At 69.9% G+C, this 21,578-nt stretch carries 24 protein-coding genes; 9 read left to right on the top strand and 15 right to left on the bottom strand.

All coding sequences use genetic code 11. From position 1 onward, the window contains the following. Positions 1-11 precede the first annotated feature (11 nt). The 6 genes from V7Z82_RS07180 to V7Z82_RS07205 all read right to left on the bottom strand — a co-directional run bounded on the left by V7Z82_RS07180 (position 12) and on the right by V7Z82_RS07205 (position 7,867). Entirely contained in the window at positions 12-2,258 is a 2,247-nt protein-coding gene (locus V7Z82_RS07180) for a glycoside hydrolase family 3 N-terminal domain-containing protein (RefSeq protein WP_334149543.1), read from the bottom strand. Beyond that, entirely contained in the window at positions 2,258-3,370 is a 1,113-nt protein-coding gene (locus V7Z82_RS07185; RefSeq protein ID WP_334149545.1) for an ABC transporter permease, read from the bottom strand. Before V7Z82_RS07185 ends, V7Z82_RS07180 begins: the two co-directional genes overlap by 1 nt. A 1-nt stretch (position 3,371) precedes the next feature. Then, positions 3,372-4,460, bottom strand: coding sequence for an ABC transporter permease (locus V7Z82_RS07190; protein WP_334149547.1), 1,089 nt, complete (start codon positions 4,458-4,460; stop codon positions 3,372-3,374). Next, entirely contained in the window at positions 4,457-5,272 is an 816-nt protein-coding gene (locus V7Z82_RS07195) for an ABC transporter ATP-binding protein (RefSeq protein ID WP_334149549.1), read from the bottom strand. Before V7Z82_RS07195 ends, V7Z82_RS07190 begins: the two co-directional genes overlap by 4 nt. Next, the gene (locus V7Z82_RS07200) at positions 5,269-6,093 is read right to left on the bottom strand and encodes an ABC transporter ATP-binding protein (protein WP_334149551.1); all 825 of its coding nucleotides are present in this window, start codon (positions 6,091-6,093) and stop codon (positions 5,269-5,271) included. The genes V7Z82_RS07195 and V7Z82_RS07200 overlap by 4 nt, the downstream gene beginning before the upstream one ends. A gap of 112 nt (positions 6,094-6,205) precedes the next feature. After that, positions 6,206-7,867 (bottom strand): ABC transporter substrate-binding protein, encoded by a 1,662-nt coding sequence (locus V7Z82_RS07205; protein ID WP_334149553.1) that lies wholly within the window; start codon positions 7,865-7,867, stop codon positions 6,206-6,208. Between the two features lie 157 nt (positions 7,868-8,024). Here V7Z82_RS07205 and V7Z82_RS07210 point away from each other — a divergent pair, with 157 nt between their 5' ends. Both V7Z82_RS07210 and V7Z82_RS07215 read left to right on the top strand, forming a co-directional pair. Then, positions 8,025-8,672, top strand: a complete 648-nt coding sequence (locus tag V7Z82_RS07210) for a TetR/AcrR family transcriptional regulator (protein ID WP_334149555.1) — start codon at positions 8,025-8,027, stop codon at positions 8,670-8,672. A gap of 146 nt (positions 8,673-8,818) precedes the next feature. Continuing rightward, positions 8,819-10,033: an amidohydrolase gene (locus V7Z82_RS07215; protein ID WP_334149557.1), complete on the top strand. Its 1,215-nt coding sequence runs from the start codon at positions 8,819-8,821 to the stop codon at positions 10,031-10,033. Positions 10,034-10,042: 9 nt separating this feature from the next. Here the strand turns inward: V7Z82_RS07215 and moaA are convergent, their stop codons facing one another. Further along, positions 10,043-11,116: a GTP 3',8-cyclase MoaA gene (gene moaA, locus V7Z82_RS07220; RefSeq protein WP_334149559.1), complete on the bottom strand. Its 1,074-nt coding sequence runs from the start codon at positions 11,114-11,116 to the stop codon at positions 10,043-10,045. A 106-nt stretch (positions 11,117-11,222) separates the two neighbouring features. Further along, complete coding sequence (locus tag V7Z82_RS07225; protein WP_334149561.1) at positions 11,223-11,672, bottom strand: MarR family winged helix-turn-helix transcriptional regulator; 450 nt, start codon at positions 11,670-11,672, stop codon at positions 11,223-11,225. 62 nt (positions 11,673-11,734) lie between these two features. Between V7Z82_RS07225 and V7Z82_RS07230 the strand changes: the two genes are divergently transcribed. Both V7Z82_RS07230 and V7Z82_RS07235 read left to right on the top strand, forming a co-directional pair. After that, entirely contained in the window at positions 11,735-12,103 is a 369-nt protein-coding gene (locus V7Z82_RS07230; RefSeq protein WP_334149563.1) for a VOC family protein, read from the top strand. Positions 12,104-12,269: 166 nt separating this feature from the next. Next, entirely contained in the window at positions 12,270-12,644 is a 375-nt protein-coding gene (locus V7Z82_RS07235; RefSeq protein ID WP_334149565.1) for a bleomycin resistance protein, read from the top strand. Here V7Z82_RS07235 and V7Z82_RS07240 read toward each other — a convergent pair. From V7Z82_RS07240 to V7Z82_RS07255, 4 genes are read right to left on the bottom strand one after another with little or no spacing between them, the layout of a single operon-like run. Continuing rightward, positions 12,641-13,714: an ABC transporter ATP-binding protein gene (locus tag V7Z82_RS07240; protein WP_334149567.1), complete on the bottom strand. Its 1,074-nt coding sequence runs from the start codon at positions 13,712-13,714 to the stop codon at positions 12,641-12,643. The genes V7Z82_RS07235 and V7Z82_RS07240 overlap by 4 nt on opposite strands. After that, the gene (gene modB, locus V7Z82_RS07245; protein WP_334149569.1) at positions 13,711-14,496 is read right to left on the bottom strand and encodes a molybdate ABC transporter permease subunit; all 786 of its coding nucleotides are present in this window, start codon (positions 14,494-14,496) and stop codon (positions 13,711-13,713) included. The genes V7Z82_RS07240 and modB overlap by 4 nt, the downstream gene beginning before the upstream one ends. Then, positions 14,493-15,284 carry a molybdate ABC transporter substrate-binding protein gene (gene modA, locus V7Z82_RS07250; RefSeq protein WP_334149571.1) on the bottom strand — a complete coding sequence of 264 codons (792 nt, stop codon included), beginning with the start codon at positions 15,282-15,284 and terminating at the stop codon, positions 14,493-14,495. The genes modB and modA overlap by 4 nt, the downstream gene beginning before the upstream one ends. A 2-nt stretch (positions 15,285-15,286) precedes the next feature. Beyond that, a complete protein-coding gene (locus tag V7Z82_RS07255; RefSeq protein ID WP_334149573.1) occupies positions 15,287-15,679 on the bottom strand; it encodes a TOBE domain-containing protein in 393 nt (130 codons plus the stop codon). Between the two features lie 137 nt (positions 15,680-15,816). On the opposite strand from V7Z82_RS07255, the gene V7Z82_RS07260 reads away from it, so the two are divergent. Further along, positions 15,817-17,190 carry a D-alanyl-D-alanine carboxypeptidase family protein gene (locus tag V7Z82_RS07260; RefSeq protein ID WP_334149575.1) on the top strand — a complete coding sequence of 458 codons (1,374 nt, stop codon included), beginning with the start codon at positions 15,817-15,819 and terminating at the stop codon, positions 17,188-17,190. A gap of 12 nt (positions 17,191-17,202) precedes the next feature. On the opposite strand, the gene V7Z82_RS07265 is transcribed toward V7Z82_RS07260, so the two are convergent. Then, complete coding sequence (locus V7Z82_RS07265) at positions 17,203-17,793, bottom strand: dihydrofolate reductase family protein (protein WP_334149577.1); 591 nt, start codon at positions 17,791-17,793, stop codon at positions 17,203-17,205. 100 nt (positions 17,794-17,893) lie between these two features. Between V7Z82_RS07265 and V7Z82_RS07270 the strand changes: the two genes are divergently transcribed. The 4 genes from V7Z82_RS07270 to V7Z82_RS07285 are packed head-to-tail and all read left to right on the top strand — an operon-like array spanning position 17,894 to position 20,635. After that, positions 17,894-18,682: a HesA/MoeB/ThiF family protein gene (locus V7Z82_RS07270; protein WP_334149579.1), complete on the top strand. Its 789-nt coding sequence runs from the start codon at positions 17,894-17,896 to the stop codon at positions 18,680-18,682. Beyond that, positions 18,679-19,914 carry a molybdopterin molybdotransferase MoeA gene (locus V7Z82_RS07275; RefSeq protein ID WP_334149581.1) on the top strand — a complete coding sequence of 412 codons (1,236 nt, stop codon included), beginning with the start codon at positions 18,679-18,681 and terminating at the stop codon, positions 19,912-19,914. Before V7Z82_RS07270 ends, V7Z82_RS07275 begins: the two co-directional genes overlap by 4 nt. Continuing rightward, positions 19,911-20,405: a cyclic pyranopterin monophosphate synthase MoaC gene (moaC, locus tag V7Z82_RS07280; RefSeq protein ID WP_334149583.1), complete on the top strand. Its 495-nt coding sequence runs from the start codon at positions 19,911-19,913 to the stop codon at positions 20,403-20,405. Before V7Z82_RS07275 ends, moaC begins: the two co-directional genes overlap by 4 nt. Next, positions 20,402-20,635, top strand: coding sequence for a MoaD/ThiS family protein (locus V7Z82_RS07285; RefSeq protein WP_334149585.1), 234 nt, complete (start codon positions 20,402-20,404; stop codon positions 20,633-20,635). Before moaC ends, V7Z82_RS07285 begins: the two co-directional genes overlap by 4 nt. An 18-nt stretch (positions 20,636-20,653) precedes the next feature. Here the strand turns inward: V7Z82_RS07285 and V7Z82_RS07290 are convergent, their stop codons facing one another. Further along, positions 20,654-21,088 carry a molybdenum cofactor biosynthesis protein MoaE gene (locus V7Z82_RS07290; RefSeq protein ID WP_334149587.1) on the bottom strand — a complete coding sequence of 145 codons (435 nt, stop codon included), beginning with the start codon at positions 21,086-21,088 and terminating at the stop codon, positions 20,654-20,656. Beyond that, on the bottom strand, positions 21,085-21,573 hold the full coding sequence (locus V7Z82_RS07295) for a MogA/MoaB family molybdenum cofactor biosynthesis protein (RefSeq protein ID WP_334149589.1): 489 nt from the start codon (positions 21,571-21,573) through the stop codon (positions 21,085-21,087). Before V7Z82_RS07295 ends, V7Z82_RS07290 begins: the two co-directional genes overlap by 4 nt. Positions 21,574-21,578 lie beyond the last annotated feature (5 nt).

Here is a 21,578-nt window from a genome sequence, read left to right on the forward strand (position 1 = left end):
AGGCAGGGAGGTCAGGCGACGTCGAAGGATGCCGCGAGCAGCGACTGCTCGCGCGACGACGGGCCCACCAGCAGCTCGAACGTCCCGGGCTCGACGATGCGGTCGCCGGCGGCATCCACGATCGAGCAGTCGTTCACGGGCACCTCCACGCGCACGCGCACGGATTCGCCGGGCTCGACGTCGACCTGCCGGTACGCCTTGAGCTCGCGATCGGTCCAGCTGACGCTCGTCACAGCATCCCGCACGTAGACCTGCACGGTCTCGCGCGCCGGCCGGTCACCCGTGTTCGTCACGGTCACGTGTCCCACGACCACGTCGTCGCGGCCCAGCACCGACCGCTCCACCGAGAGGTCCGAGTACTCGACGGTCGTGTACGACCGTCCCTCGCCGAAGGCCCAGGCGGGCGACTGCGTGAGGTCGGCGTAGCGGTCGCCATGCTGTCCGCGGATCTGGTTGTAGTACGTCGGCTGCTGACCCACGTGGCGGGCGAACGAGATCGGCAGCCGGCCGGAGGGCTCGACGGCACCCGAGATGATCTCGGCGAGCGCGCGCCCACCCTGCATGCCGGGGCTCGCGGCCCAGATGACGGCTGCAGCCGGGGAGACGGATGCCGGCAGCACGAGCGGCTTCGACGCGAGCAGCACCACAACCACCGGCGTGCCGGTCGCGATCACGGCGTCGAGCAGCGCGATCTGGCCGCCGATCAGTTCGAGGGTCGCGGTCGAGCGGCCCTCGCCGACGAGCTCGATGCGGTCGCCCACGACGGCCACCACGACATCGGCGTTCTCCGCCGCTGCGACGGCCTCCGCGATCAGCGCCTCGTCCGGCGCGCACGGCTTCACCACCGGCGGGCGGGGCTGCCCGTCCGGGAACAGCGCGCCCTGCGGGTCGGCCTCGAGGGTCAGGATGTCGGCACCGCGAGCGTGCGCGATCGACCAGCCGTCGATCGCCTGCAGGCCGTCGAGCACGGTCGTGATCATCTCGCGCGGCTGCCCGTCGAGCCACCCGGCCTGACCGGACCCGCCCGCCCAGTCGCCGAGCTGCGTCTGCGCGTCGTCCGCGAGCGGCCCGACCACGGCGACCTTCACGGGAGCTGCGGCATCGAGCGGCAGCGTGCCGTCGTTCTCGAGCAGCACGAGCGAACGACGCGCGATGTCGAGGTTCAGTTCCGCGTGGGCGGCGCTGCCGACCACGGCATCCAGTTCCGTCCCGGGCAGACGCGGGTTCTCGAACAGTCCCAGCTCGAACTTCAGCGTGAGGATGCGAGCGGCGGCCGCGTCGAACGCGTCCTCCGCGAGCAACCCCTTCGAGACGGCGTCGAGCGCCCCCTCGAAGAACGAGGGCGTTGTCATGATCATGTCGTTGCCGGCACGGACGGCAGCCGTGGCCGCGTGCGTGATGTCGGGCTGGATCCGCTGCTCCCACACCATGCGGCCGACGTTGTCCCAGTCGGTGATGAGCGTGCCGGTGTAGCCCCACTCGCCGCGCAGCACATCGCTGAGCAGCCAGTCGTTCGTCGTGATCGGCACGCCGTCGGTGGTCTGGTAGCCGAGCATGAACGTGCGGCAGCCCTCACGCGCGACGCGCTCGAACGGCGGCAGGAACCACGAGCGCAGCTTGCGCCGCGAGATGTCGGCCTCGCTCGCATCGCGTCCGCCCTGCGTCTCGGAGTACCCGGCGAAGTGCTTCGCGGTCGCCAGGATCGCGGTGGGGTCGTCGAGCCCGTCGCCCTGGTAGCCGCGCACCATCGCCGAGGCCATCTCGCCGATCAGGAACGGGTCCTCGCCGAAGGTCTCGTCGACACGGCCCCAGCGCAGATCGCGGGCGATGCACAGCACCGGTGAGAACGTCCAGTGGATGCCGGTGACGGCGACCTCCTCGGCGGTCGCCCTGGCCACGCGCTCGACCAGCTCGGCATCCCACGATGCGGCCATCCCGAGCTGGGTCGGGTAGATCGTGGCGCCTGGCCAGAACGAGTGTCCGTGGATGCAGTCCTCGGCGACCAGCAGCGGGATGCGCAGACGCGTCTGCGCCGTGAGCTCGTTCGCGCGGAGGATGCGCTCCGGCGAGGTGTGCAGGATCGACCCGGCGTGACGACGGGCGATGTGGTCGTCGAGGTCGTCGCGCGCGTCGAGCTGCAGCATCTGCCCGACCTTCTCCTCGACCGTCATGCGGCCGAGGAGGTCGGCGACGCGCTCCGGGATCGAGAGGGCGGGGTCCTGGTAGGGAAGGACCGTGGTCAGGGTCTGAGAGGTCATCACTCGGCGTTCTGTGTCGTATCGGTCGTCGTGTCGGTTCGGGTGCGCGTCGGCGGGTCGCTCTTCGGCGGCAGCGGGACCGTGCGCACCGCGGTGACGGCGTCGTTCACGTTCAGTCCCTTCTTCTTCATGGCCCTCGCCCGCTCGCCGGCGGACCGCAGCCTCGGGTTGACGTACTCGTCGATCCCGAAGTTGATGAGGGAGAGTGCGACGCCGATGATCGCGATGCAGAGTCCTGCGGGGACGTACCACCACCACAGTCGTGGGAAGGCGCCGTTCTGCTGCGCCCAGAAGAGGATCGTGCCCCAGTTCAGGTTACTCACCGGGATCACGCCGATGAAGGCCAGCGTGGTCAGGCCGAGCACGGCGGCGGTCACGGTGCCGACGAAGCTCGAGGCGATCAGCGCCATCAGGTTCGGCAGCATCTCGACCGTGATGATGCGGCGGAGCGGCTCGCCGTTCGCCCGTGCGGCTTGGATGAAGTCGCGATTGCGCAGCGACATCGTCTGGGCGCGCAGCACGCGCGCACCCCAGGCCCACCCGGTGAGTCCGAGCACCGCGGCGATCACGATCAGCGGCGGGTTCTCGAACTGCGAGGCCACGATGATGATCAGCGGGATGCCGGGGATCACCAGGAACACATTGGTCAGCGCCGAGAGCGACTCGCTCTTCCAGCCGCGCACGTAGCCGGAGATCACACCCACCGTGATCGCGATGACCGTGGCGATCAGCGCCGAGAGGAAGCCGACGACGATCACGCCCTGGGTGCCGTAGATGAGCTGGCTCAGCACGTCCTCGCCCATGTGCGTGGTGCCGAGCCAGTGCTCGAACGACGGCGGCTGCCGGAGCGCCCCTCGATCCTTCTGCGTCGGACCATACGGCGAGAGCCACGGGGCCAGGATCGCGACGAGCACGAACGCCCCGAGGATGATGAGCCCGGCGATCGACTTCGGGTTGCGGAACATCGCGAACGCCTGCACGAGCTGCGTCCAGAACGTCTTCCGCTCCGGCGGGGTGGATGCCGGTGTGCGCAGCGTCGCGGTCTCCGGCATCCCGGAGACGACGGGCGACCCGTCAGGGGCAGCGCTGCCGGTGGTGGTGGGAACGGTCATCTCAGGCCTCCGTCTGGCGCGTGCGCGGGTCGAGGTAGGCGTAGACGACATCCGCGAGGATGTTGGCCACGAGCACCGAGAGCGTGATCACCAGGAACACGCCCTGCATGAGCGCGTAGTCCTTGGCGTTGGTGGCGTCGAGCAGCAGCTTGCCGACGCCCGGGTAGCTGAACACCATCTCCATGACGATCGTGCCGCCGACGATGAAGCCGATCGAGAGTGCGAAGCTCTGGATCTGCGGCAGCACCGCGTTGCGGGCGGCGTAGGCCCAGAGCACGCGCCTGTTCGGCATCCCCTTCGCCTGCGCGACCGTGATGTAGTCCTCGTCGAGGACCGTCAGCATCATGTTGCGCATGCCGAGCATCCAGCCGCCCAGCGAGGCGATGATGATCGTCAGCGCCGGCAGCGTGCCGTGCATGATGACCTGGCCGATGAAGTCGAAGCTCCACTCCGGCGACTGCCCCTTGTCATAGGCGTGCGAGGAGGGGAACCACTTCAGGGTCGACGAGAAGATCGCGATCGCGATCAGGCCGAGCCAGAAGTAGGGGATCGTGTTGAAGAAGGTCGTGATCGGGATGAGCGCGTCGAGCTTGCTCCCGCGGCGCCAGCCGACGATCGCGCCGCCGACCGTGCCGATCAGGAACGAGATGATCGTGGCGATGCCGACCAGGCCGAGCGTCCACGGCAGGGCGGCGGAGAGCACCTCGACCACGGGCCGGAGGCCGTGCAGGGTCGAGATGCCGAGGTCGCCGCGGAACAGCATCGCCCAGTAGTCGATGTACTGCTGCCAGACCGACTTGTCGGTGTCGACGCCGAGCAGGATGCGCAGGGACTCGGCAGCCTCGGGACTGACGTTGCGGTTGCGGGCGAGGTACGAGCTGACCGCGTCGCCCTTCATGAAGCGGGGCAGGAAGAAATTGATCGTGATGGCCGCCCACAGCGTGAACAGGTAGAAGCCGGCGCGTCCGGCGAAGAAGCGCCAGGGCACCCGCCGGTGGCCACGTTCGGCGGTCGTCGCGGTCGTGCCGACCTCGAGCGCATCGCGCTGCACGAGGTCGTCGTCGTCGAGCTGAGGGAATGCGGTGCTCACAGTGCACCTCCGTTCGAGATCGAACCGGACGACGCAGCGAAGTGCTTCTCCGGATCGGGTGATGCTGCGCGCAGCTCGCGCGTGTACGGGTCCTGCGGGTTGAGGATGACGTCGTCGGCCGGTCCGTATTCGACGACACGCCCCTGGTTCAGCACCATGATCTCGTCGCTGAAGTGGCGAGCGGTGGCGAGGTCGTGGGTGATGTAGAGCACACCGAGTCCCTCTTCGCGCTGCAGATCGGCGAGCAGATTCAGCACGCCGAGCCGGATCGAGACGTCGAGCATCGACACCGGCTCGTCGGCGACGAGCAGCGAAGGGCGGGATGCGAGGGCGCGGGCGATCGCGACGCGCTGGCGCTGCCCGCCGGAGAGCTCATGCGGACGGCGGTCGATCACGGCATCCGCGTCCAGCCGAACGCGATCCAGCAGGCGCCGGACCTCGTCCTCGGTGTCCTTCTTGGGAACGACGTCGTCGAGGCGGATCGGCCGCTCCAGGTGGTACCGGATGGAGTGGTACGGGTTCAGCGAGGCGAACGGATCCTGGAAGACCATGCGCAACTGCTGCCGGTACTTCCGCAGCCCCTTGCCCCGCCGGGGGATCGGCGTGCCGTCGAGCAGCACCTGACCGCTCGTCGGGGTCTCGAGCTGGGTGAGGATCTTCGCGATCGTGGACTTGCCGCTGCCGGACTGCCCGACCAGGCCGATCGTCTGACCCGAGTGCAGCGTGAAGCTGACGTCGTCGAGCGCCTTGAGCTGCCCGGCGCCGCGCACGTTGTACGTCTTGGCGACGTTCCTGAATTCGAGGGTGGTCATCGCGTCAGCACTCCTCTGGCACCGGTCAGTCGGGGGAACGACGACAGCAGCGTCTTGGTGTACTCCTGCTGCGGGCTCGTCCAGATCTGCTCGGCGGTGGCGAGCTCGACGATCTCGCCCTCGCGCATGATCGCGATCCGGTCGCTGATCTCCAGCAGCAGCGGGAGGTCGTGCGTGATGAAGATCACCGAGAAGCCGAACTCGTGCCGCAGCTGCGAGATCTGCTTGAGGATCTCCCGTTGCACCAGGACGTCGAGGGCGGTGGTCGGCTCGTCCATCACCATGAGCTGCGGGCGCAGCGCGAGCGCCATCGCGATCATCACGCGCTGTCGCATGCCGCCGGAGAGCTCGTGCGGGAACGACCGGGTGCGCTGGCGACCGACCTTGACGATCTCGAGCAGCTCCTCAGCCTCGGCCCGCCGCTGCTTGCGGTTCATCTCCGGACGGTGGATCTCGAACACGTCCTCCAGCTGCGAGCCGATCGTGGCGACGGGGTTCAGCGCGTTCATCGCGCCCTGGAACACCATCGAGACCTTGTCCCAGCGGAAGCGCTGCATCGCGTCGACGTCGAGCGCGTTGATGTCGATGTCGACGCCGGATGCATCGTGGAAGGTGACGTCTCCTCCGGTGATCACGGCAGGAGCGCGCAGCAGGCGCTGCACGCCGTAGGCGAGCGTCGTCTTGCCGCATCCGCTCTCGCCGGCGAGGCCGAGGATCTCGCCTCGCTGCAGCTCGATGGTCACGTTCTTCACCGCCTCGACCGGCGGATCGACGTCGTACACGACCGAGAAGTCGCGCACGGTGAGCAGGGGATCTGGCATGGGGGTGTCCTTCGTCGGCCTGGTGGGGGAGGTCCGGCCCCTCGACAGGCCCAGAGACCCGGGAACGGGTGGCTGAGCGTGTCGAGGCCGACCGGGCCTCCCCGAGTGGTGCTTACTCGGCGGGCTTCAGCTTCGTGAGGATCTGCACGATGTTCTGCTGCGTCGGGTCAGCGGATGCGTACGGGTCCTCCTCCGACGGCCATCCCACGTAGTTGCGGGTGTTGAACTCACCCAGCAGCGGGTGCGCGCCCAGCGGGATCGCCGGCACCTGGTCGACGAAGATCTTCTGCAGGGTGTCGAGCGACGCGGTGCGCTGCTCGTCCGAGGAGGCGTTCGCGTAGGCGTTCAGGGCCTCGGTCGCCGCCGGGTCCTCGAAGCGGCCGAAGTTGAAGCCGGCGATGCCCTCCGGCGAGATCCAGCGCGGGTCCATGGTCGACGTGTAGAGGCCGTAGGCCGTGCCGCTGTCCTCGAGCCAGTGGATGATGGCCGAGAACGTGCCCTCGTCGCGAGGACCCTGCCAGCCGCCCCAGTCGGGCATGTCGATCTTGACCTCGGCGCCGATGGCCTCGTTCACGTCTTCCGCGATCAGCTCCTGTGCGGTGTTCCAGTCGCTCCAGCCGGATGGCACTGAGAGCGTGAACGACACCGGGGTGCCGTCGGGATCGACGAGCGCGTCGTCCTTCCACGTGTACCCGGCGGTGGTGAGCAGGTCGCGCGCCTTCTCGGCGTCGACCGAGTAGTTCTCGTCCTTGAACTCCGGCTGGATCTCGTCCTCGAGGATCGAGGAGAGACCGGTGACGGACCAGACCGGTTCGCTGGCACCCTCGCGGGCGATGTCGACGTAGGCGTCGCGGTCGATCACCCAGGCGAGCGCCTGACGGAAGGCCGGGTCGTCGAAGGGCTTCTGCTGCAGATTCATGAACAGCGTTGCGGAGCCGGTGGTCGGAGCCGCCCAGAACTTGTTGTGCTCGGTGTCGGCGTCGAGGAACTGCTCCTGGATCTGCGGGATGAATGCCTGCGCCCAGTCGGCTTCGCCCTGCGCGAGCGCAGTGGTCAGCGCGGTGTTGTCGCCGTAGGAGACGTAGTGCAGCTCCGGCACGGCGAGCTCGCCGCCCCAGTAGTCGTCGCGAGCCTCGAGGGTGACCGACTCGGTCGACCAGTTGGAGAGCGCGTAGGGGCCGGTGCCGACGAGGTCGTCGCCCTTGACGGGGTTCGTGGCCGGCTCGTCGAGGTTCTCCCAGATGTGCTTCGGCACGATCGGGACGTGCAGCACACGGGCCTGGTTGACGTACTTCGATTCGCCGAACTTCAGCGTCACGGCGTCGCCGTCGACCTCTGCACCCTCGAACTTCAGGCCGGCGGTGTCGAGCGCGGGGGTGGAGACCAGCTCGTAGGTGTAGACGATGTCGTCGGCGGTGAACGGCTCGCCGTCGCTCCAGGTAACGTCCTTGCGCGGCACGACCGTCAGGGCCGTGTAGTCGTCGTTCCACTCGATGCTCTCGGCGAGCCACGGCGTCACGCCGCGGTCACCGGTCTGGTTGACGAGGCCGAGCGACTCGAAGATGACCTTGCCGTAGCCGTACTTCGACGCCGCGGAGTCGCCGACGTACGGGTTGTTCGACTCGGTCGTGATCGCGCCGTCCGGCTTCGCGATCGTGAGTGCGGCGGCATCGCCACCGCTCTCGTTCGAACCGCCGGCAGAGCATCCGGCGAGGGCCGAGACGCCGAGGGCGGTGATCGCCGTGGCGGCGATCAGAGATGTTCTGAGCTTCATTGCTTCTCCTTGGGCACGGGTCATTGTGCTGCGTCGCTTCCGGACGGGGATCCGGGACTGGGTGTGATTTGCTTACTGTCGAGAAAGTAAGCTTACGTGAGGTTACCGACTGGTAAGTAGGATGGCAAGCGCAGCGACGATCGAAGGGAGGGCCACGATGAGCGAAGACACCGAGACCACTCGTGTGCGCCCGGCGACCCGCGCGAAGCGCGAGCAGATCCTGAAGGCCGCGGTCGAGATCTTCGGCAACAAGGGCTCGACCAACGGCACGCTCGCCGACGTCGCCGAGCAGGTCGGCATCACGCACGCCGGCGTGCTGCACCACTTCGGATCGAAGCAGAAGCTGCTGCTCGAGGTGCTCGCCTACCGCGATCAGGCCGACGTCGCCGAGCTCGCCGAGAAGCACATCCCCGACGGCCCGCAGCTGTTCCTGCACCTCGTGCGCACGGCCTTCGCGAACGAGCTGCGACCCGGCATCGTGCAGGCGTACACCGTGCTGTCGTCCGAGTCCGTCACGGACGATCACCCAGGACGCGAGTACTTCGAGGACCGCTACACGACCCTCCGCCGCGAGGTCACCGCCGCCTTCCACGAGCTCTGCGCGCAGGAGGGCGTGACGGCGCCCGACACGATCGCGGATGCCGCGGCCAGCATCCTCGCCGTCATGGACGGCCTGCAGCTGCAGTGGCTGCTGCATCCGGAGATCGTCGAGCTCGGCACCGCCAGTGAGTTCGCGATCCAGGCGATCGTGAACGCCGTGCTGCATCCAGGCCCGCCGCTCCCCACCTACGTCCACCCGGCCTGACCCCGCCCCGCCACCCTGCCGAGCATTCCCCTTCTGTGCGAGCCACCCCCTTCTCTCGCGACGCAAGGGGCCGGGTCGCACGCACGGGGCCGGGTCGGCACAGAGCATCCCTCCTCATCCGCGACGGGCGCGGATAGGCTCGGGACATGACGATCGATCTCGAAGCGCTCTACATCGACCTGCACCAGCACCCCGAGCTCTCGTTCCAGGAGACCCGTACCGCCGGCATCGCCGCCGCGCACCTGCGTGATCTGGGACTCGAGGTGCACGAGGGTGTCGGCGTGACCGGCGTCGTGGGCACGCTCGTCAACGGCGAGGGCCCGGTGGTCTGGGTGCGGGCCGATATGGATGCACTCCCCGTCGGCGAGCAGACCGGCCTCGCGTATGCGAGCACCGCCACCGGCATCGACCCGGGTGGCAACACGGTGCCCGTCATGCACGCGTGCGGGCACGACATGCACGTGACCGCCATGATCGGCGCGGTCGAGAAGCTCGTCGCGGAGCGCGCCGACTGGTCGGGCACGCTGGTCGTGCTGATCCAGCCCGCCGAGGAGTACGGCGCAGGCTCCCGCGCGATGCTCGACGACGGCCTGCGCGACCTCGTGCCGCACCCCGACATCGTGCTCGGCCAGCACGTCACCCCGCTGCCCGCAGGCACGATCGGGGTCCGACCCGGCACGCAGATGGCGGCGTCGGACGGACTCACCGTCACGCTGCACGGCCGCGGCGGGCACGGTTCGCGCCCGCACTCCACGATCGACCCGATCGTGATGGCCGCGGCGACCGTCATGCGTCTGCAGACGATCGCCTCCCGCGAGGTCGACCCGCGCGACGTCGCCGTCGTGACCGTCGGTTCCATCCACGCCGGCCTCAAGAACAACATCATCCCGGCCGAGGCGAAGCTCGAGCTCAGCCTGCGCTACCCGAACGACGAGGGCAGAGCCAAGGTGCTCGCGAGCGTCGAGCGCATCGTCCGGGCCGAGGCCGCGGCATCCGGTGCGGAGCGCGAGCCCGAGATCCGCACCGACCACACGCTCCCGCCGACCATCAACGACGACGAGGCGACGGCCCGCGTGACCTCCGCCCTGCAGCGCGCACTCGGCGAGGCCGCGGTGGTCGACCCCGGCATGTTCACCGGCAGCGAGGACGTCTCGTGGTTCGCTCGCGACACCGGAGCTCCCCTGGTGTTCTGGTTCTGGGGCGGCGTCGACCCCGCGAAGTTCGCCGCGTCGATGGCGGCCGGCACGCTCGACAAGGACATCCCGACGAATCACTCACCGTACTTCGCGCCCGAGATCCACCCGACCATCGAGGTCGGCGTCACAGCGCTGTCGGCGGCGGCTCGGGAGTTCCTGGGCTGATCGCGCGGCTCAGCCGCCGATCGCGTTCATCCCGCGCGCCGGCTGCAGGAACGAGGGATCGTTGATCGCGTGCCCCGGCAGCTTGCCGTGCACGCAGGACCGCAGCATGTCGGCGATCCCGTCGGAGCGTTCACCCGGCATCGACCCCTCGCCGCGCAGCACCCCGATGAGGTCGTACTCGGCGTTCGAGAACAGGCAGTTGCGCAGCTGACCGTCGGCGGTCAGCCGCAGGCGATCGCACGCACCGCAGAACGGCGCGGTGACCGAGGCGATCACGCCGACCTCGTGCGGGCCGCCGTCGATGCGCCACTTCTCGGCCGGCGCTCCGCCGCGCCCCGGCACCGGCTCGAGGTCCCAGCGCTCGCCGAGCGAGTCGAGGATCTCCTCGCGCGTCACCATCGTCGTGCGGTCCCACGTGTGCCCGGCGTCGAGCGGCATCTGCTCGATGAACCGCAGCTGCGCGCCCACGTCCATCGCGAACGCCACGAGGTCGACGAGCTCGTCGTCGTTCACCCCGCGCATGGCGACCGCATTGAGTTTGAGCGGTCGGAGTTCGGATGCCGCGGCCGCCGCGATGCCCTCGAGCACGTCGTCGAGCCGGTCGCGCCTGGTGAGATCGGCGAAGCGCTGACGGTCGACCGTGTCGATACTGATGTTCAGACGGGTGAGCCCCGCGTCGATCAGCTCCGGAAGCTTCTTCGCGAGCGTGATGCCGTTCGTCGTCATCGCGACCTCGACCGGCCCGTCTGCACCCTCGATCTGCGAGACGCGGCGCACGACGTCGACGATGTCCGCGCGCAGCAGCGGCTCCCCGCCGGTCAGGCGGAAGGTCCGGATGCCGAGCGACGCTGCCACCTGGGCGACCTCGACGAGCTCGTCGGTGGACAGGATGCTGGTGCGGGCGAGCCACTCATTGCCCTGCTCCGGCATGCAGTACGTGCAGCGCAGCGAGCATCGGTCGGTGAGCGAGATGCGCAGGTCTCTGTGCACGCGGCCGTGCGTGTCGACCAGGGCGCTGGTGTCGGCGGGAGACGGGGCTGGGTGCGGCGCGCGCGCACCGATCACGACCGGTACGGCCGTCATGGCGTCTCCTCGCTGCCCGTCATCCTCCGAGACTAACCCGCAGGTCGGCGGCCCGGGTCGCCAGACCACGACGACCGGCATATTGCCAGCGTTCGCGCGGACCGGACTATGGCTCGACGCGCAGCGAGTGGATCATGCTGCGGAGGATCTTCAGCGCGCCCGCCTGCTCCTGCTCGGTCATCCCCGCCAGCATCCTGACCTCGACCGAACGGACCGCCGCGCTCGCAGCCTCGCGCCGCTGCCGGCCCAGTGGCGTGAGCTGCGCGGGCAGCACCTTCCCGACCGCGGCCTCAGCGGGGCGCGTCACCGAGCCGTCGCGCTCCAACGCCTGCAGCAGCACGTTCATCGACTGCCTCGTCACGAACGTGCCTCGGGCGAGCTCCGAGTTCGACAGCCCTGGCCGCTGCGCGAGCAGTTCCAGACAGGAGTAGTGGGTGACGGTCATCCCGAGCGGGCGGAGCACGTCTTCCATCGCGGCGCGAAGCGCACTCGACGCCTCTTTGAGCAGATAGCCGAGTGACGTCTCGAGGTCGATGCGATCTCCGTCTTGACTCATGTCAGTATTCTGACATAGATTGATGCGTGTCAGAAAACTGACACAAGAACAGGAGTCACACCATGCCCGTCACCGGTCCCGATTTCATCTCCCTCCAGGCCAGCGATCTCGACGCGTCGCAGGCGTTCTACGAGCAGTACCTCGGCCTGGTCCGCTCGCCGGCCGGCCCGCCGCACGCCGTCGTCTTCCAGACCGAGCCCATCGCCTTCGCGCTGCGCGACATCGTGCCCGGCACCGACCTCGCCTCCGCCGACCGGCCGGGCATCGGCGCCGCGATCTGGCTGCACGCCACCGATGTGCAGGAGATCCACGACGCCCTCGTCGCCGACGGACACACCATCGTCGCGGCTCCGATCGACGGCCCCTTCGGCCGCACCTTCACCTTCGCCGACCCCGACGGCTATCACGTCACGCTGCACGACCGCGCCTGAGCGTCGACCTGGCTCACTGGGGCCTGCACCGTGCCGTGACGGCGGTGTCGCGGACGGCCGCCTCGCGGCACCTGACGCGGTCCGATGCGACACCCCACCGGCGCGACGGCACCGGGACGAGTCCAGCGACCGACGCACCAGAGCGCCCCATGAGTAGGCTCGCCGCATGACCGATCACGCAGTGCCGAATCTGCCGTCTCGCGACTTCGACGACACGATCGCGTTCTACGGCGGGTTCGGATTCGAGCTCGACCACCGCGACGACGGCTGGCTGATCATGCACCGGGGCGACCTGGTCCTGGAGTTCTTCCTCTTCCCCGAGCACGTGCCGGCCATGAGCTCCTTCATGTGCAGCATCCGCGTCGATGACGTCGATTCGCTGTACCGACAGATCGCCGGCACGGGCGTCGTCGAGAAGACCGTCGGGTTCCCGCGGCTGCATCCGGTCGCCATGCAGCCGTGGGGTCAGCGGGTGGGGTTCCTCGTCGACCCGGAGGGCAGCCAGCTGCATCTGATCGAGAACAGCGCGCAGCCCGACTAAGCGTCCACCGGCACGAACCGCACATCGGCGGGGTCGACTCGCAGGTGCAGCTCGTCGCCCGGCGCGAACGCGGCGGCGTCCGACAGCGAGACGTCGACCCGGCTCACCTCGGTATGCACTCGGATGCCGGCGAGCGTGGCCTCGAGCCGGACGATCCGGGTGCGCCACGCGTCCGGGGTGTCCGCAGACACGATGTGCACGTCTGCCGGCCGGAACACCGCGGCCAGCGCAGCGCCGCCCTTCGCAGCCAGGGCGCGAGATGCCGCATCAGAGCTGTGCAGCAGAACCGCTCCGCTTCGCCAGGCTCCAGCGTCGGCGACCCCGACGGCCCGGTTGACGCCGGCGATCGAGGCGACGAACGCGGATGCCGGTGCCGCAAGCACCTCGCGCACGGGTCCGCGCTGCGTGACGCGACCAGACTCCACGATCAGCAGCCGCTCGGCGAGCGCGACGGCATCCGCCGCGTCATGCGTGACCGCGATCGTCGTGACCGGGACACCGGTCGTCGTGCCGGCGAGCTGGTCGCGGAGCATCCGTCGGATCTCTCCTGCCGTCGCCGGGTCGAGCGCCACGAGCGGCTCATCGAGCAGCACCGCACGGGGCGACGCGGCGAGTGCGCGAGCGATCGCGACGCGCTGCCCCTCTCCGCCGGAGAGCTCGCGCGGCATCCGATCCCCCGATCCCGGAAGGCCGACGCGCACGAGCCACTCGTCTGCCGCGTCGCGCGCCGCCCTGGCATCGACGCCGGCGGCACGGGGGCCGAAGGCGACGTTCTCGCGCACGGACAGATGCGGGAAGAGCCTGGCGTCCTGTCCGAGCAGCACGATGCCGCGGCCCATCGGCGGGGTCTGCACCCGCGGCGCGGTGACCCGATCGACGACGCGTCCGTCGATCGTGATCTCCCCGGCGGTCAGCGGTTCGAGTCCGGCCAGCGCCTGCAGCAGCGTCGACTTGCCGGCACCGCTGGGTCCCATCACGGCGAGGGTCTCACCTGGCGCGACCTCGACCGTCACGTCGACCGCGAAGTGCTCGCGCTCCACGACGACCTGGGCATGCAGCCCGCCGCTCATCGCGCAGCTCCCGGGCGCCAGCCGCGCACGAGCAGCAGCACGGCGATCGCGGTGGCGAGCAGGAGCAGCGCGAGGGCGACGGCCGCGCCCTGCGTCACACCTGCCCCGTTGAAGGCCGTGTAGATCGCGAGCGGCATGGTCTGGGTGACGCCCGGACGGTTGCCGGCGAAGAGCGCCGTGGCACCGAACTCGCCGATCGCACGAGCGAAGCACAGCACGACACCGGCCACGATGCCGGGAGCTGCGAGGGGCAGTGTGATGCGCCGGAGGATCGTCCAGCGTCCTGCGCCGAGCGCTGCGGCCGTGCGCTCGTAGTCGACGCCAGAGGTTCGCACAGCCCCCTCGACCGCGAGCACGAGGAACGGCAGCGCGACGAAGGTCTGCGCGAGCACGACCGCCGGGGTGCTGAACGACAGCCCGAGTCCGCCGAACCAGCCGGCGCGGCCGAACAGGTAGAGCAGCGCGACGCCGCCGACCATGGGCGGCAGCACGAGCGGCACGGTGACCGCCGCTCGAAGCACAGCCGCGAGCCGTGGCCCCGACCGCGCGATGTACAGCGCCAGCGGCACACCGACCACGATGCACAGCAGCGTCGCGATGAGACCGGTGCCGAGTGAGAGTGCGAGCGCAGACAGCGCCGCCTCGCTCGTCACATCGGCGATGAACGTCGACCACTGCACGCGCGCGACGAGCGCCGTGAGCGGCAGGATCAGGAACGCGAGCCCGATCAGGGCCGGGATCGCGAGCGCACGCGGGGCGTAGCCGCGTCCGCCCGAGCTCATGGCTTCCCGAAGCCGAAGTCCGCCAGGATCTTCTGACCGGCGTCAGAGAGCACGAATTCGACGAAGGCTGCTGCGGCGTCAGGGTTGCGGGCGTCGGTGAGCGCGGCGATCGGGTAGTGGTTCACGACGTCATCGGCGTTCTCGGGAACGATCACCTCGACGTCGTCACGACCGATCACGTCGGTGGCGTAGACGAGTCCGGCATCCGCTTCGCCGGCCGCGACCTTCGTGAGCACTGCGGTCACGTTCTGCTCGAGGCTCGCCGGCTCGACCGTGACAGCGGCGGCGGTGAGGAGCTTCGCGGAGGCCGCGCCGCACGGCACCTCGGGGGCGCAGAGCACCGTGGTGACGCCTGCCAGGTCCGCGAGCGTCTTCACGTCGCCCGGGTTGCCTGCAGGGACCGCGATCACGAGCGTGTTCGAGGCGAACAGCTCGGGGTCGATCGCGGCATCCGTCGCCTTCTCCATGTTCGCCTCGTCGGCGGAGGCGAACACGTCGGCGGGAGCGCCCTCGAGGACCTGCGTGACGAGCGTCGAGGAGCCGTCGTAGACCCCGCTGAACTGCACGTCCGGGTTCTCGTCGGTGAACGCAGCACCGATCTCGTCGAAAGCGCCGGAGAGCGAGGCAGCCGCGTAGACCGTGAGCTCGCCGGTCAGGGTGCTCTCCGCGGCGGTCTCGGTCGCCGCGGACGGCGATGGTGCGGATCCGGCCGCACCGGCACACCCGGTGAGGGCGAGGACGGCGACGGCGAGGAGCGCGGTGGCGGATCGGCGGATCGTGCGGTTCATGGTCAGCCCTTCGGAACTTCGACGACGACCTGGGTCGCCTTGACGGATGCAGTGGCGAGCGAGCCGACCTCGAGGTGCAGCTCGCGGGCCGCCTCGGCCGACATCAACGAGACGACGCGGTGCGGACCCGCCTGCAGGTCGACCTGCGCCATCAGCCCGTCGATCTGCACCCTGGTGACGATCCCGACGAAGCGGTTGCGCGCGCTGGAGAGGATGTCGTCCGCGGCCTTCGCCTCTGCGGCGAGCGCGATCGCGCGGGCGGCGAGTGCATCGCCGGGGATCTCTGCCGGCACGGCATCCGTGACCGGGAGATGCCCCTGATCGATCCAGCGACGCACGGTGTCGTCGCTCACCCCGAGCAGCTCTGCCGCGCGAGAGATCCGATAGGTCTGCATACTCGCGAGACTACCGCAGATGCGGATGCCTGCGATCGAATCCGCCGCAACTGCGACGCTCCATGCCTGCCTCTCCCCGCGGACCGGCATCGACGCTACGGTGATGCTCAGACCAGACGCGACCGTGGGGGACCTGGATGGCGAGACCGGATCAACCGACGGACGAGCTGTCCGAGTTCGCTGAGCTGCTGACCCATGAGCAGGAGTTCACGCGCGCTCGCGATCGAATCGACCCGGAGGTGCGCAGCGCACGCAGACGTCGGGGACTCATCATCGCCGCCATCTGTGTCGTCCTGCTGCTGGCCGCGGTCGGCGGGTACATCGGATGGGCGCTCACGGCCCCGGTGGACCAGCCCGAGGTGACCGCCCGTGCACCGCAGGTGCCGACCGTCGAAGCCGCTGCCATCGCAGCTCCCCTTTCAGGTGCGTCGGCGATCAGCGTCGCCGGCGCAGACGCGTACCTGGGCGAGGGCGCGAGTGGGATCTGGTCGTCGAGCGGCACCGGCGACCCCCTCCCCATCGCGAGCATCACCAAACTCGTCACGGCACTCGTCATCCTCGACAAGGCACCCCTCACCTCAGCCGATGACCCCGGCCCGACGATCACCTTCACCAAAGCCGATCACGACCTCTACGACAGGTACTACGTGCAGGGGGCGACCATCGCTCCCATGCCCACCGGCACCTCGATGTCACTGCATGATGCCCTGGCCGCCATGCTGATCCCCTCGGCGAGCAACTACGCCGAGGCGCTGTCGTCCCGGATCTTCGGGTCCCAGAACGCCTTCCTCGGTGCGACCCGCGACTGGCTCGCCGCGCACGGCCTGACCGGCACCACGATCACCGAGCCCACCGGCATCAGCCCGCGCAACACGAGCACCCCTGCCGACCTCCTGACGATCGGGAAGCTCGCCGCCGCGCATCCGGCGATCGCGCAGATCGTCGCGACCCCGTCGATCTCGCTCCCAGGAGCCGGCCAGCTGTACAACACCAACGGCCTCCTCGGCACCGCCGGGATCACGGGATTGAAGACCGGCACCCTGGGCGAGGGCACCTCCAGCCTGCTGTACACCGCGACGCTCGACGTCGGTGCCGCTGAGCCGCTCACGGTGACCGGCGTCGTGCTCGGAGGTGTGTCACGCGAGTCGGTCAACGCAACCGTGATCGACACGTTGCACAGCATCCGCAGCGGTTTCCACCAGGTCGCCGTCGCGACAGCAGACCAGGAGGTCGGCACGATCTCGACGCCATGGGGCTCGAGCGCCCGCCTCGTCGTCGGTCAGACCGCGTCGATCTTCACCTGGTCGGATACGCCGATCGTCGCGACCATGGACATCGCGACCCCGCCGACCTACACGGACGGCACGGTCGTCGGGAGCATCACCTGGACCGCCGGCCCGAACACCGTCACCGCTCCGGTGAAGATCGAGGGGAGCATCGACCAGCCCTCGGAGTGGTGGCGGCTCACGCACCCGTCCGAGCTCGGTTCGCTGCTGGATGCCGCGGGCTGAGGCGCCGTCCGCTCACGCGCGGCGGTACTCCGCGACGATCGCGCCCTGCCGGGTGACCACGGATCGGGCGAGCGTCAGCGTCGCAGGGACGGTGCCGTCGACGAAGAGACGCTTCCCGCTGCCCACCGTCACCGGGAGGATCGTGAGGATGTACCCGTCGATCAGGTCGGCTCCCTGCAGGCTGTGCAGCAGGGTCGCGCTCCCGAGCATGACCAGTTCGCCATCGCCTTCCGCCTTGATCCGCGCGATCGTGTCGACGGCTTCTCCGGCGACGAGCTCGCTGTTCGGATACGGCAGATCCGCCGCGGGGTTCCTGCTGGCGACGAACTTCGGCGTCGCCCGCAGCACGTCGGTGAACGGATTCGGCTCCGATGTCGAGAGCCAGTGCCCGACGAGGTCGCCGTACGTCCGTCGACCGAAGACCATGCCCTCCGTCGCACCGCTGCCCGCCATGGCCGCCGCCCCGGCCTCGGGATCGTGCGCCATGTGGTCCGCCGCCCAGCCACCCCGATCGAACCCGCCGGACGTGTCCTCATCGGGCCTGCCGGGCGCTTGCATGATCCCGTCCAGTGACGTGAACTCCACAGCGATGAGTGTGCGCATGTCAGCGCCCCTTTCGTGGCCCGACCAGGCCGGTTGGCGAGTCACGATAACGGATGCCGCGACCGGGCGGAAGAGGGTGCGCCGGGCATACGCTGAAGCCATGCATCCTCTCGTCGATCCGGCGCCGGCCCTGGAGCCGACCGAACTCGTCCGCACCGCTCGGCATGCGGTGCTCGCCGGCATCGGAGAGGAAGGCCAGCGCCGCCTGAACGCCGCGCACGTCGCCGTCGTCGGCGCCGGCGGCCTCGGCTCACCGGTGCTGCTCGCGCTCGCGGCTGCCGGTGTCGGCGCGATCACCGTGATCGATGACGACGTCGTCGAGCTCACGAACCTGCAGCGCCAGCTCGCGCACCGCGTCGACGACATCGGCACGCGCAAGACCGAGTCCGCGGCTCGCGCGATCATCGCGCTCGCCCCGCAGACCGCCGTGACCCGGATCGCCGAACGCCTCGACGCCGCCAACGCCGAGCGTCTGCTCGCCGGCGCCGATCTCGTGGTCGACACGAGCGACTCCTTCGCCACCCGCCGCGACGTGGCCGCGGCGACCGAGTCGCTCGGGCAGCCGCTCGTGTGGGGCGCCGTGCAGGAGTGGCACGCCCAGGCCACGGTGTTCTGGTCCCGACCGACAGCAGGAGACCCCGTGGTGCTCACCGACCTCTTCCCGCTGGGCACCGAGGGTGAGCCGCCGAGCTGCGCGCAGGTCGGCGTGCTCGGGGCGCTGTGCGTGCAGGTCGGCGGGATGCTGGCCGGCGAGGCGATCAAGCTCATCACCGGCGCGGGCGAACCGCTGCTCGGCCGTCTGGCGATGATCGACGCACGCACCGGCCGGCAGCACGAGATCGTGATCCGGCCGGCTGCCGCGGCGCCGGCATCGGCGGTGTCCGCATGAGCGCCCGCCGGACGGTCGAGGAGCAGCTCACGCGAGTGCTCGAGGCTGTGCAGGTGCTCGAGGCCGAGACGCGTGCGATCCGGGATGCTGCGGGACGCACGCTCGCCGATCCGGCGACCGCCGCCCACGACATCCCCCTCTTCGACAACTCGGCGATGGACGGCTTCGCGGTGCGCGAAGCGGATGTCGCCGGCGCATCCGAAGAGCATCCGGTCACCCTGCGAGTGATCGCCGACCTCCCAGCCGGTGTCGCGACCGATCCGGCACTCGGCCAGGGCGAGGCCGCCCGCATCATGACCGGTTCGCCGACCCCGACGGATGCCGACGTGATCGTGCCCTTCGAGGACACCGCCGGCGGGCTCGCCGATTCCCTCGGCGAGGTGCAGGTGCTGCGCGCACCGGCCAAACCAGGGGTCTTCGTGCGGCGCCGGGGTGCCGATCTGCACGCGGGAGACGAGGTCGTGCTCGCGGGCGAGCGCCTCGGAGCCTTCCAGATCGCGGCCGCCGTCGCCGCCGGCATCGCCGAGGTCACGGTGACGCGTGCGCCTCGGGTCGCCGTGGTGTCGACGGGCAGCGAGCTGCTCGCCCCCGGCGATGCCCCAGAGCGCGGCCGCATTCCCGACTCGAACGGTCCGCTGCTGGAGCAGCTGGTCGCGGATGCCGATGCCGAGCTCGTCCTGGTCGCGCGCGTCGTGGATGAGGCGGATGCCGTGCGCGCCGTCACCGCCGAGGCCACAGCCCTCGGGGCAGACGTCATCGTGTTCACCGGCGGTGTCAGCGCCGGTGCCTACGAGCCGGTGCGCGGGGCCTTCGACGGCGGCGGCGAGGTCGAGTTCGCCGCGGTCGCGATGCAGCCGGGCAAGCCCCAGGCCTTCGGCGTGCTGGCCTCCGGCGCGCTCGTCTTCGGCCTCCCGGGGAACCCGGTGAGCGTCGCCGTCTCGTTCGAGGTGTTCGTTCGCCCTGCACTGCTCGCGATGCAGGGACGCACCGGCATCCACCGTCCTCGAGCCTCGTTCACCGCGGACGCCGCATGGACCACGCCCCCCGGCCGGCGGCAGTACCTCCCGGCCATCGTCGACCTCGCGGCCCGCACCGTACGGCCGGCCACCGCCGGCGGATCAGGCTCGCACCTGGCCGGCGGCCTCGCCCGTGCGCACGCCTTCGCGATCGTGCCGGCGGAGGTCGAGGCCGTCGCCGTGGGCGACGTGATCGATGTCATGCTGGTGGGATGAGTTTCACGCATCTCGACGCCGCCGGCCACGCGCACATGGTCGACGTGACGTCGAAGCAGCCGACCGTCCGCACGGCGACCGCCCGCGGCTTCGTCCGCTGCAGCGCCGAGGTGATCGCCGCGCTCCGTGATGGCACCGCGCCGAAGGGCGACGTGATCGCGGTCGCCCGCATCGCCGGCATCCAGGCCGCGAAGGCCACCCCATCGCTCCTACCCCTGGCCCATGTGATCGGTGTGCACCGCGCGAGCGTCGAGCTCGACATCGTCGACGACGGCGTGCACGTGGAGGCGACCGTCGGCACCGCCGACCGCACTGGCGTCGAGATGGAGGCGCTCACCGCGGTGTCGGTGACCGCGCTGGCCATCGTCGACATGATCAAGGGCATCGACCGCGCCGTCGTGATCGAAGACGTGCGGATCGTCGCGAAGTCGGGCGGACGCTCCGGCGACTGGGTGCGTCAGGGCGAGATCGCTCCCGAGGACGCCCGATGATGCGCGTGCGCTACTTCGCCGCAGCGGCCGAGGCTGCAGGCACCGATGCGGAGGAGCGCAGCGAGCTCACGCTCCTCGACCTGCGAGCGGCGATCGTCGCGGAGCATCCCGCACTCGTCGACATCCTGCCCCGCTGCGCCGTGATGGTGGACGGCGTCCGCGCCGACGCCGATCGTCCGCTCGACGGCGTGCAGCTCATCGACGTGCTGCCGCCCTTCGCCGGCGGCTGACCCCGCGCAGCAGGTCGCTCAGCCCCCGATGCCCTTCCACGACGTGGAACCATCGGATTCGAGCTGGCGCTTCCACACGGGGAGGTCGCTCTTGATCGCCTCGATGACCGCGCGGCAGACCTCGAAGGCCTCGGCACGGTGCTCGGACGCGACCGCGATGATCACGGCCGCATCGCCGACGTCCAGGTGACCGATCCGGTGACTCACGGCGACGAGCGCCGGCGCGTCGGCGCTCGCGCCCGCCGTCTGGGCGATCGTCCGCAGGGTCGCCTCGGCGTCGGGGTGCCCGCTGTACTCCAGCCCGATCACCGGGGTCGCGGCGTCTGGGTCGTTGTCGCGCACGCGTCCGACGAACGTCGTGACCGCGCCGAGTCGAGGATCCTCCACCGCCCGCAGGTGCACGTCGAGGTCGAGGCGCTCTTCGCTGACCGCTGCGATCCGTACGTCGTTCATGTGTGGTCTCCGCCCGCTACCTGATCGATGATGTGCGCGGCGACGCCGAGCACGATGGGAACTCCGGATGCCACGGCGCGCGTCGAACCGGGGAGGTTCACGACGAGGGCGCCCTGGGGGTCGATGATGCCGGCGAGGCCCCGTGACAGCACCGACAGCGGGGTGTCGGCGAGACCGCTGCGTCGCAGCTCCTCGGCGATGCCGGGCACTTCGCGCGTGATCACCGGACGGGTTCCCTCCGGCGTCTGGTCGCGCGGGCTGACGCCGGTACCGCCGGTCGTCAGGATCAATCGCACGCCACGTGCCGCCGCCCGTCGCAGTGCGTCTGACACGGAGTCCGCACCGTCGGGGATGATCTCGGCATCCGGGCAATGCCAGCCGGCATCCCGCAGCAGCCCGACCGCGATCGGCCCTCCTCGGTCCTCTCGCTCACCGGCGAACGACCGGTCGGAGACGGTGATCACACACGCGGGGAGCGACGTCATGACCC

Source organism: Microbacterium sp. (assembly GCF_036823965.1).
GTDB lineage: Bacteria > Actinomycetota > Actinomycetes > Actinomycetales > Microbacteriaceae > Microbacterium.